The sequence below is a fragment of the Paenibacillus sp. Soil766 genome (assembly GCF_001428105.1).
In the GTDB taxonomy this organism is placed as follows: Bacteria; Bacillota; Bacilli; order Paenibacillales; family NBRC-103111; genus Paenibacillus_E.
Window position 1 is genome coordinate 321327 of the sequence record NZ_LMSJ01000001.1, and the last position, 11289, is coordinate 332615.

At 46.6% G+C, this 11289-nt stretch carries 4 protein-coding genes; all 4 read right to left on the reverse strand.

From position 1 onward, the window contains the following. Positions 1 to 55: 55 nt before the first annotated feature. Entirely contained in the window at positions 56 to 2809 is a 2754-nt protein-coding gene (locus tag ASG89_RS01010) for a hypothetical protein (RefSeq protein WP_157276472.1), read from the reverse strand. 150 nt (positions 2810 to 2959) lie between these two features. Continuing rightward, complete coding sequence (locus tag ASG89_RS36025; protein WP_057308439.1) at positions 2960 to 4738, reverse strand: S-layer homology domain-containing protein; 1779 nt, start codon at positions 4736 to 4738, stop codon at positions 2960 to 2962. 106 nt (positions 4739 to 4844) lie between these two features. Then, on the reverse strand, positions 4845 to 10121 hold the full coding sequence (locus ASG89_RS01020) for a DUF4962 domain-containing protein (protein ID WP_057308440.1): 5277 nt from the start codon (positions 10119 to 10121) through the stop codon (positions 4845 to 4847). Positions 10122 to 10134: 13 nt separating this feature from the next. After that, positions 10135 to 11160 carry a M14 family zinc carboxypeptidase gene (locus ASG89_RS01025; RefSeq protein ID WP_057308441.1) on the reverse strand — a complete coding sequence of 342 codons (1026 nt, stop codon included), beginning with the start codon at positions 11158 to 11160 and terminating at the stop codon, positions 10135 to 10137. Positions 11161 to 11289 lie beyond the last annotated feature (129 nt).

Genomic DNA, 11289 nt, shown 5'->3' on the forward strand with positions numbered 1-11289 from the left:
AGTAGCGATCTTTTTACGCTATCAAGGTTCCTTACAAGTTCGGCAATGATTTTAATTAATACCCATAAACCTCAAGCTCAACCATATAATTAGAAGTATTTACGGTATTGCCATTTAGCCAAAACCTTACGTACCGGCCCGATAGGGGGCTGAACGTAATCGTCTTGCCGTTGCTCGTCTCCGTATATTCAGCATCAGTCCCTATGCCTTGGCCAGCCGAGTTATTCGTATCATTATTAAATACATTGGTATAGCTGCTGAAATCCGCATCATTCGAGATCTGAACAATAACGTCGTGGTATTGCCGACTGTCATTGAAATAGTGCCACATCGTGATTTGTTTCAAGGTGATGGTGGATCCGAGATCCATTACTGCATGAACCGCGCCAGTTCCTACATCTACCCAATCACTTGAGGATAAATTCCCATTCGATAATTTAGAAGGAAATGCATCATTTACACCCGCTGCACTGTAAGTAATATCCCTGTATTGAGACACTAACTTTGCGATTGGGTCAGTTCCAAATACCTGCAACTCTACAAAATTACTGTTGGTATTTACAGAGTTGCCTTTTAACCAGAAACGGGCATATCTAGCTGTAACTGGTGCAAAAGTAAGTGTCTTGCCGTTAACCGACTCGGCATACTCATCGTCAGACCCGTACCCTTGACCTGAGCTGTTATCCTTATCATTATTGAACACCGTTGTTACATAACTGCTGAAATCAGACGTTCGCGACAACTGAACCACCACATCTTTATACGTGCGGCCATCTGTATAAAAGTGCCACATCTTTATTTGACTAATGTCTTTCAGAGCACCAAGATCAATTTGAGCATACACAAGTTGGTCAGGATTTCCGACAGTTACATAATCCGTAGATGCTGTATTACCATTTGTTAGTTTGGAAGGGGGAGGATCCGATGCACTACTACTAAAGGTAGGAGCTATTCCTGCAGATAGGTTCGTTGTACTGACTCCGGGGTATTGAATTGCCCCTATACTTCCGCCGCTTATTGCAAATGGCGTACCAAAAAAGTCGCTATATCCTCTGTCCATATCCGAATGATAGCTGAGGGCTCCAGTTTTCATAGTTGCGCTAGAACTGGATTGAAGCCGATAGTCCCGATTAGCAGGATCTACGAATAATGGATTTATCTGAACATTACCACTGCAGCTAGATGAGCAGACACTGTTCAATTGCGCAGCGTCATAATTTAAGCTAAAGTCTGGTGGAGAACCCGAGTAGTTCTTGTAACGAGCCACTTTTCCATTGGTATCGCCGGTTTGAACGACAGGATCCCAGAAATTGTTATTGTGAACGAAGGCTGTACCCGTTACTTGCGGATGTACGTTCAGCCCAACCTGCCCTTGAGGGCTGAGACCGTACTCATACATAATGTTATTGGCAATAACATTATTCTCTACCTTGTTGGCGCTCGGACTGCCAGGATTATCTCCAAGGTAAATAGCATACTGATCCGTCTCAGCAATCGTGTTATTAATAATCCAACTATTCTTGGCTTCCATCCAAGTGTTGTTATCACCCGAAATAGCTTGCCAAGGATACATATCTAATCCCCAGGGTTGGAAGGAATGATTGGGCAGAACTGTACCCGTAGCACCCGTAATAATATTGCCGTATATTTTGTTGCTGCTACCAAGAACATGGTTAGTTGTTGTGTAATCGTGAATATAGTTGCGGCGAATGATATTATTCGTGGTCTTGCCGCTGTAGCCGTCCATGTCAAGACCATGCATATATCCGGAGGTACCTGCAGAAATATCATTTTGCTCCACGATTACATGCTTAACGCCAGGCAAGTTAGTCTTGTAATTTGTAAGCGAGATCCCGGAATGTCCCCAGTTCAATATTTTATTACCACGGATCACTGCACCATCAACGGCATGATGGATGAATAATCCATCCCCTGTGGTCACCACCGTATCGTTCTCTTGGGGCAACCAGACTTTGTCAATCAAGGAATTCGTTATCGTGATGTGAGAGACATACGAAGTGTCGTCTGGGTTAGTTCCTGAATTCCCGATTTGTATCCCGCCTTGAACAGCTCTTTGGACGATCAGATTGTCAAAGGTTAGATGCGAGCTTGGAGCTTTGACCCAAATGACTCTGCCATAGGAGCCTCCACGGAAATCAATATCCTTAATCGTGACATGATGCGTATTCTGCATAACAACAGCTTCTGGCAAATAATAGGCGATGACCTCCACATTCGTGGGTGGAATAGTGGATGAGCCTGTATTTACGTATACAATTCCTCCCGCAACTGCCCATTCATGTAATTGATCAACGTCGCTCGCACTTGATACTCTTTGTTTAGGAACGCCATTCACAAATACCCGGTACGCATCTAAAGTGGTACTTCCATTGATACTTTTTTGCCAACGATTCGTCCCCGGGACATTTGCCCAGCCCGTATCCAGCTTATACATTCCTGCAATCACAGGCTTAGGTCCGGTCCCGTAAGCACCTATCGTGATCGGATCGGCTGCTGTTCCTGCTTTGTTAGTCAAGTTAAGAGATGCGTTGTACCAAGCATCCCCTCTTTTGAATAAGATTGTATTTCCTGCATTCATTAGGGTTAGGGCAGTTGAGATATTCTGTTTAGGAGCGGCTGGAGAGAATCCGTTGTTGGAATCGCTTCCAGTAGTGGAGAAATAGTACGTATTGCCCGTAGCGAAAGCTACATTAGGGGCTGTTAATATGAAGACGAGAACAGAGCTGATAATAAGTGCTGCAATAAGAAAAAACTTAGACGAGGAACGATTCGTTACATAGTTCATCATAAACCTCCTCAATATATTTACGTACTAATTATCACAACGTTCTATACATAAATGACTACTTGAATAAACATGCTCACCTCCTATGATTGGATTACTTGCTAGATGTTACAACCTATAAGCACCACCTCCCTACCTGATTTGGTATTGAAATTAACCGCTGTACATGCCAGCAAAAGTCAACAGTCGTTTCAGAACAGCCGCAGCTTCAGCTCTTGTTGTTTGCGCCTCCGGCCGGAAAGTGTTCTGCTCGTCACCCACCATCAAACCAGCTGCAGCAACTTCAGCAATCGCCTGCTGCGCCCAAGCTGCAGACTCGTGGAAATCGACAAATGGCAGCACACTCCCACTGACTTCGGCATCTGCGAATGGTTGACCGACAAATTGGGCCGCACGTTTCAAAATCACGGCCAATTCCTGTCTGTTAAGCGTTGCTTCAGGCCGAAAGGTCTCATCCGGATAGCCGCTAACCAAATCGGCATTCGCTGCCGCTTGGACTGATGTGTCATACCACTGCCCATTCATATCAGCAAAAGAAGTTGTGCTGGCATGGGAATCCAGGGAAAGGGCACGTACCAACATAGTTGCGAACTCAGCCCGAGTAACCGGTTTGTCTGGTCCAAAGTTTTGATCCGACAAGCCTTTAATGATGAGCTTATTCGCCATCGGCTCGACCAAGGACTTGCTCCAATGCCTTTCAAGATCGGCAAAATGCTTATCCAGACGAATCAAAGAATATACGCTATTTCCTTTCCTGAAAAGCTCTGCCACCGTTTTGCCGTTAATGATATGAAATACGGTTGGAACCGGAAGCAGCTCACCCGTAGCTTCATCCATATAAACGCCTGACGTATTGCCAGGTTCAACTTCGAAGTCAAGCTGAAAGGAACGTGGTACATACCGCGTGAATTTTGTTATTGTTACTTTGTCTCCAGTTGGTGTTTCGGCAATCACTTCAAAATCAATCGGTTTCATCAACAGATTCGCTCCGTTCTGAGATGCTCCGCGCTCAGCTTTATCCGCCTGCTCCTTACCTGCCTCTGTTACGATGATTGTGATCACTGCCTTGTTTGCTTGTTCACCCAGTTGATCGCGCCAAGCACCCGAGGTCATTTCGCTAAGCGGAAGGGAATAGGAAATATTCCCTGCTTTAAGCTCTACGACTGCAGACGAATTTTGCTTCGCCCACTTTTGTAGCAGCTCCATTGATACTCGTACTGGAACGTCTGTGGGAATGACGACTTTTCCCGATTCCACTTGACCATTTCCGTCCTCTTCGGTGATTTCGCGATGAGCTTTCGAGTTACCGTTACCATTGCCATTACCATTGCCATTACCGTTACCGTCACCGTTACCGTTACCGTTACCATTACCATTGCCATTACCATTACCATTACCATTACCATTACCGTTACCATTGTTCTCACTGTCATCAGAAGTTATTTGAATGCTGAGCTTTTTTTGCACCTCATGAGCTGTTGCATGTAATCCTGTTTCAAGATTTACCAAGCTTTTGACCTTTATTAGCTTGAAGTCCACTATTCCAGGCTTATCTGCTTGGAAGGTTAATGTGGTTAATGTTTTGGTCCCGTTTTCCCCAGCTGCTTGCCCTGACTTTGTCGATCCATACCTAAACGTATTTCCATTCCTTACAAAAACGGGCGTTCCCCCAGGTAGATTGTAATCCGCACTCAGTAATGTAACGCCAGCAGGAACCTCGATCGTCAAGTCATAAGCATACAATTGTTTGAGATTTGATCCTACGATGGTAATAACGAATGAATCTTTCTTTTTAATAGTTTCCTTTGTTGTCCGGATATCAAACGAAGTTGGCACCTCATCTGCGAAGGCCACTGGCAATCCCTTGACCCAACTTAATAAACACGTGATGAATAGTAGGATCGCTCCATACCGAAATAAGTGCTTTATCATCTGGCTCCCCCTAGCTAATAACTTATATCTTCTTCGAATTTGAGAAATGGGCTTAACACCCCCTTGCATAAACAAGGGGGCGCATCGCTATAAGTTTGTTTAGTAGTTAACTCGAAAACATCCGGCTGGCGACGAATGCCAAGTCTTCAATATCGACGACACCGTCGCTATTGATATCTGCATTTCGAGCATCGTCCGACCAATCAGGGCTTGTTGATTCCTTCCCGTATTGCTCAGCGATATTGGCGAAATCGTTGACATCAAATTCGTGGTTGTTGTCTGTATCGCCTGTCTCAGCTGTAATCCGGTGGGATTCAAATTGTGTAAGTGCAGCTGTTAAATTCGACTGGGCAGTCTGGATTTGCTCTTGGGTTGCGTCAGATTGATTGAATACTGCTTTAGCTGCGTGGATAACCACGGTCAGAGCCGCTTTCAATCCCGAAAGGGTCGAGCTGAAGAAGGTCCCGATGGCCGTACCTTCAACTGCCTGATCACGGGTCGACTCGGCTTGCGTGATCAATGCTCCTAATGCCGTTTTGTTTAATACATTCACTTCCAGTGTGGATCCTACTATTGTCGTTTTTACTCCAGCCTCGCTTGATATTGAAACCGCTGATGCTGCGAAACTGGCATTGCCAGATGAAGCATCCGATGTTACATCAAACTTCAAGGTTAAGAACGGTGTTCCAACCGGAAGTACGTCTGTTCCTGTACGCGCAGTAACTATGCGCAACTCGCCTGCATCCTCATCATTTTCAATAATAGCTACTTGCTCCGGATAATCGTACACAAACCCGGTATAAGTAAACTTAGCTGGATCATAAGACAGTGTAAGTTCAACAGCTCTCGTGGAGTCGGTCTTATCCAAAGCTAGTTGAACGTCTAACGGCTGCCCCGAACTAACGGAACTTGTGTTAGTCGTCAGTTTGACCGTCGGCTCTATAACTGGCTCCCTTTTGACCAAGCCGACCCAGTCCAGATTCATCGCTCCGCTGATCCTCCACATCTTAAGTTCAACCTCACCAGCGGGCAGCGTTTTACCGGTATGGACGGTCATCGCTTTCCAGTACTCCGGTTTAGTACCTTGATCGACTGTTCTTTCCGCCTCAGCCGTGTAATACTGGTTCCCTAGTTTAATGAGTCGGGTAGGAAGCGAGTCAGCAAGTTCCCATGCAACGTATTTGATAGCAAGGTCATAGTTGCCAGCTTCGGGGACGTTTAATTTCCATGTAATATTTTGTCCTAGAGCATTCCATTGGCTGACTCCCTTACCCCCCGACAAGAAAGGACGCGAGCTGTACACGTTGAAATTGCCGTCCTCATTATCTATAAAGCTCTCGGCTTCCGCGAACACCGTTAATTCATCCTTGAGGACATCATAATTCGCTGTAGCTTCAGTTGGCGTCACCCCGCCAGGCGATACGCTGCGCAGTTTCAAGGCTCCTGTCACGCTAGGTATAGAGAATCCCGCATTTTTCCCCATGAAAATGAAAGGCTTAACTGGACCCAACCCCTCAAAAATTAGGCCCGGCGGCGCTTCAAGAACCTCGTAAAGACCTGCCGAATTCGTGATGGATCCCCAAGCTGCTGTACCACCGTGTCCATTGCCGTACGTGGACAACGTTACTGATGATGCTACACCATTAATTTCAACAGGATAGGAAACCTGCGCCTGTGGTGCAGGTGCCGGAATATTGCTCAACAGCAACTTATGCTGCCCTGGCTCTACATTCAACGTTAATGTATTGCCTGCCGTATCCCATTGAACGCCTCGTGCATAAACGACATCTGTTACACTGCCGCCTTTCGGCAAGCTACGGTACTCTTCATCAAGTACAGTCGTAACACCCGACTTAAGTAAGCTGACCTGATTATTCTTCGTTCCTGTAATTGACAGCTCGTCGCCAGAGAGCGCGACGGTTGCCGGCTCAGTGCTGGCAATTCGTGTGACACCATTCATCGTCAATTGCGTACCGCCGACCAAAAGAATGGAGTTCCCCTTGACGGTAGCTGCGATGCCTTCGAATTGCATATCGCCTGTGTCTACAACACCGCTTTGTGCTGTCCGTACATAAACATCCGTTCCATCGGTAAAATGCAGTTTCCGGTACGTGCCAAGATCCTCGGTGATGATATCCTCAGGCGCGGAGCCCACTTGGTAAGGCACATAGGTGGAAACGATCGTCGCTTCCTCCGTTTTTGGCGTTTTAAATCCGCCATGCAACCTTCTTTTTCCGCCATAAGTTGATCCGCTTGGCAAATATTCAACACCTTCGTAATCCAAGAACTGGTTGGTTACGTCGATCTTCGTTAATCCCGGATAGTACAGATTTACTTCTAAAGCAGCCTTGTTCTTAATAATCGTTGCGCTGCTGTTCGCTTCGTCTATGTTTAAGGTGTTTTCGGCATGGAGCCAATATTCGAAGCTGGAGCCTCCCGGCTCGCGCGCATTCAGATTATCGACGATTACAAAGGCGCCCGGCTTCACATAAATCACACTGCGCTGAGCCAAATCAAGGCCGATGAAATCTCCGGTATTGTAAGCCGTTGTGGCGTCACCGACAGCCGCGTCGAAATCCCTGTTTGTAGCGAAGCCCGTAATTTGACCCGTTGCTTTCATATCGAAATGCTTTTGGCCTTTTTTGATGTCATAGGTTATCGCATTATGGGCAAAAGTCTGCTTGGCATATTTCTGGAAATGCTCGCTGTTGAAATCATCATAGAACCCGCCGTCAACCGTGAGATCTTCCCCGTAGGCTTTAATCATGATGCCATTCTGATCCGCGTGGCTATGATTGAAGCTGCCGAATGGGCTGGATTTGAAAAAGAACGAAATCCGCTTCGGATCAAGCAAATTGGAATGCATCGCGACCGTTCCGATATTCTCGAAATACTTGGCGGTTGGCATCTCTACTGGAGGACGAGCCGGTAAGCTGCTGTCTTCATATAAGTACGAGATGAAGTTGGCATAATCATAAGGGTCTCGCTGCGCGTACCACTGCATCACCTCATTTTGCTGCATCTGCGCTTCGCGTGTTATACCAGCTGCAACATAGTTGCGGGAGATCAGATCGGCTTGGTCTCCAAATGCGCCGGTTTTCTGACCTGGAGGCAGCATATACATCGGGTACCAAGCTTCGTTGCGGAAGTATGCCTTCTTATAAAGACTGAAGCCGGTTGCAATATAGAGCGTATCGACGAACTGTTTGTTACTCATTGTAGACCATTGCCAGTAGCCTTCTCCATTGCCCCAGCCGCCGTCCTCGCCGCCCCACGGAGGCGATAGATTAATATAGGCCGGGACGATCAGATTGAACCAATACTGTGCGTCCTGCATAACGTTTTTCCCATTTACATTAATGTCGTCGTGCATCAAGGCAGTAGCAATCATGCCCAGGAAGCCGAATACGGTCCAACCGTGTGAATCATAAGGTGTACTGGATATTGGTTTGCTATCGTACAGGACATCGTTTGCAATCGTTGTGGAGCGATGATGCACCATCGTTAATACGGTTTCCCGCTCAGTCGGGCTAAGGAGATCATAAAGCCAGTCATAAGCCATCGCGCCTGTTAATGCGATCTCCCGGTGAGCCTGATCGTCATTTTTATAAGCGGTTAGGCTGCTCTCATCCAAACTCCACGAAGAGATATGCAGCAGCCGTCTTTTTGCGAACTGGCCGTAATTGGGGTCCTGAGTGATTAAGTAAATAAAAGCTGCGTCCAATAAGGGATTTGTTATTGCGCTTACTTGATCGATAACTTTTGGATTTTTAGTCACGGGTTCACCCGGCAGCGCCTGCGGGGACTTGGCTTCAGCCTCTACCGCAACCTTTATTCGGCCCTTTACGGTATCGAATGTTTTCTTGCCGTCACCGTCTTTTCTAGCACGAAATGCTTCCAGCGTAGCAGGAGTCGTGAGGATACGTGGATGTTCTGTCGATACGGCATTAAACATATCTGAAGTTGAAGGCACTGGGAAAGGGACGTTATCCGCATCAATGCGGAATTTTAATACTTCGCTCCAGACCGACCACCCTGCCGGTTTATGAAACCTGACTCTCCAGAAGTAGGATTGTCCGCCTGCAAACGTATGTGGGAAATTGTAGAAGTTGGTAGTAATGCCATTTTTCTGATAAGCAATAGACTGAAAGGAGCTGTCTCCTGAAACTTGTAATTCGTAAGAATCAGCACCCGGAATGAAGGGCCATGCGAAATCAGGCGGATTCTGGGTCGTTACAAGATGATTGACAGGTTGAAATTTCCTCGAAACTGCCGGATCCTCCCCAATTGGCCACGTTAAAGCGCCTGCAGGCGGGGGAGTAGGAGTCACGGTTGGTGTAGGTCCAGGTGTTGAACTGGTTGCCGTAAGAGATGCCGCATCAAAATAAACATCGGCAGTCTCCATACCTGGCGTAGATAATTCTACTTGCACATCGGTTGTGCCTTCGGGCGGCACAGCAGATATAGTCAAAGTTTCATAGCTGCCAGTAAGTGTTGTTTGCGCTTCCATAAACTGTTGGCTAGCAGATCCAATAAAGTGCAGGATCAAACTCGCATTGCCTGTTAATGCTTTAGCTCTAACTGTTGCCTTGTACTCATTGCCGGTAACGACAGGTACAGTCGGGCTTTTCACACTGTAGGCGTCCGATGTGGAATTATCAATCATATGCACAGACCGGAAGCCATGATCTGCATAAGTTGCAGCGTTAACCGAAACGATACTGGAAGTCAGTCCATGGTCAATCGCTGTCCATCCCGTTGGTCTCGAACTCGAGCTAGCTTCAAAACTTGAGTTAGGGAGCAGCTCGGTCGTCTTAAGCGATACATCGTCAAAATAAACGGTGCCGTTAATGGCGGTGGTAGGAATAATCAGACGAACAAGTAAACTTACCGTACCAGGAGGTGGTGTGTCGGTAAGCTCCAACGTCTGCCAGTTTGGAGAGACCGATTTGTATTCGGATACTTTGGTTGTATTAGCACCACTAGCATCGAAATATCGGACCTGCATTGTGGCTTGCCCTACTACGACTTTTACTTTGACACTGGCCTTGTAGGTTGTCCCAGGCGAGTAAGGAATTTTTTGGCTTTCCATAACTGCCGCAGTACTAGCATTGGTGTCCGTGACCTTCACACTTCCGGACCCTTCAGATACCTGGTCGGTGACCCACTCATAGGAAAGTCCCGTATTTACGGCTGGCGTCCAGCTTACAGGCACACCGCCACTCGCTTGTTCAAAGCCGGGATTTACAACCAGTTCGGGTCCCATAACCGAGATATCGGCCGCACTGGCAAATTGAAAGGTAAACAAGTTGAGGATCAAACTCAATCCCATAACACCGGTGAGGAATGCAGAGATTTTGCGCTGCCAAATTCGATTTTTCAAATAAATTCGCCTCCTATGTTTCATTGGTTGTATTGGTTGTATATCTAAACATCTCCTCGAATAATACGAAATGACTGTCCAGAATTTCATCCGCTGTCAATTTAATACCGGGAGCATCCAGCCCCATATTGGACTCGAATGTGAAACTAATTCCGCCGCATACATGGTGGATCGCCGACGTTAAATTGAAAGCCCGATACGGGTAGGCCCCATCATCCGATAAGATCAAATTCAATTTCGAATAAGGAAGGTTTTTCTTCGCATAGGCATTTGTAATCTGCTCGTTGAACGCCTGCTGCCTTTGCATAACGGCAAGTGGTACATAAGAGGTTGGTAAAAGATGATTTTCGTAATTGGACCCTCCATGCAGCAAAACAGCAAAATCCGGAGCCTCTTTATCTACAAGTCCAAGCAGCGAACTGGTCTCACGTGCCATCGGGGCAAAGAAGTTATCGTGCATAATATTAACGCCATCATCGTTAAAGTAGCTGCCTAAGAAATCGGAAGCATCCTTAATGGGATGAACCGCCTTGCAGTCCGGCCACTTGCACAACGAACCGTCTTTCCATGTACCTTGCATATAGTACACAGTCTTATCGAAAGGTACATTAATTAACGTATCCACAGGCAATCGGGCCCGGCCATCCGGGTTCATGCAGGGAATCAGAATCAGTCTGAATCGATGGGCATTTTCATATAAATAATCATGCCTTTTCCCCCGGTAATCCTCCCCTGTTTCGAGCAGTCGTATAAGGTTCATTACGGCAACAATGCCCTCCAATTCCCCGCCATGGATACCGCCGACAATGAAAAGAACCGGTTTGTTAGCCTCATCCTTATTCGCGTAATGCTTAGGGTCCTTCGCTCCGCAAGCAGAATTATAATTTGCCCGCCGGCCGAAATCCTCCTTCAACCCGTATTCCACCATATAAATGTCTCTTTGACCTGCTGAAGTTGTCAGTACACTTGCCTTCCCCCTATGAATTGTCGACATTGCTTCCTCTATATCCAATAATCTGCTCTTCCAAAATGATTCCAAATTTATTTTCCTCCTATAGCTTAAATTGCCTCTGGGCATGCGACGAAGCATATCTGACAAGCCTTTACCAGGACATGTAACCGCTTTACTTTTTGGGCAAAGAAAACGGAGCCGCCGTTTCATTGGAAT

Coding starts and splice junctions, on each gene's coding strand:
- ASG89_RS01010 (WP_157276472.1), bottom strand. CDS start 2,809: ATGATGAACTATGTAACGAATCGTTCCTCGTCTAAGTTTTTTCTTATT.
- ASG89_RS36025 (WP_057308439.1), bottom strand. CDS start 4,738: ATGATAAAGCACTTATTTCGGTATGGAGCGATCCTACTATTCATCACG.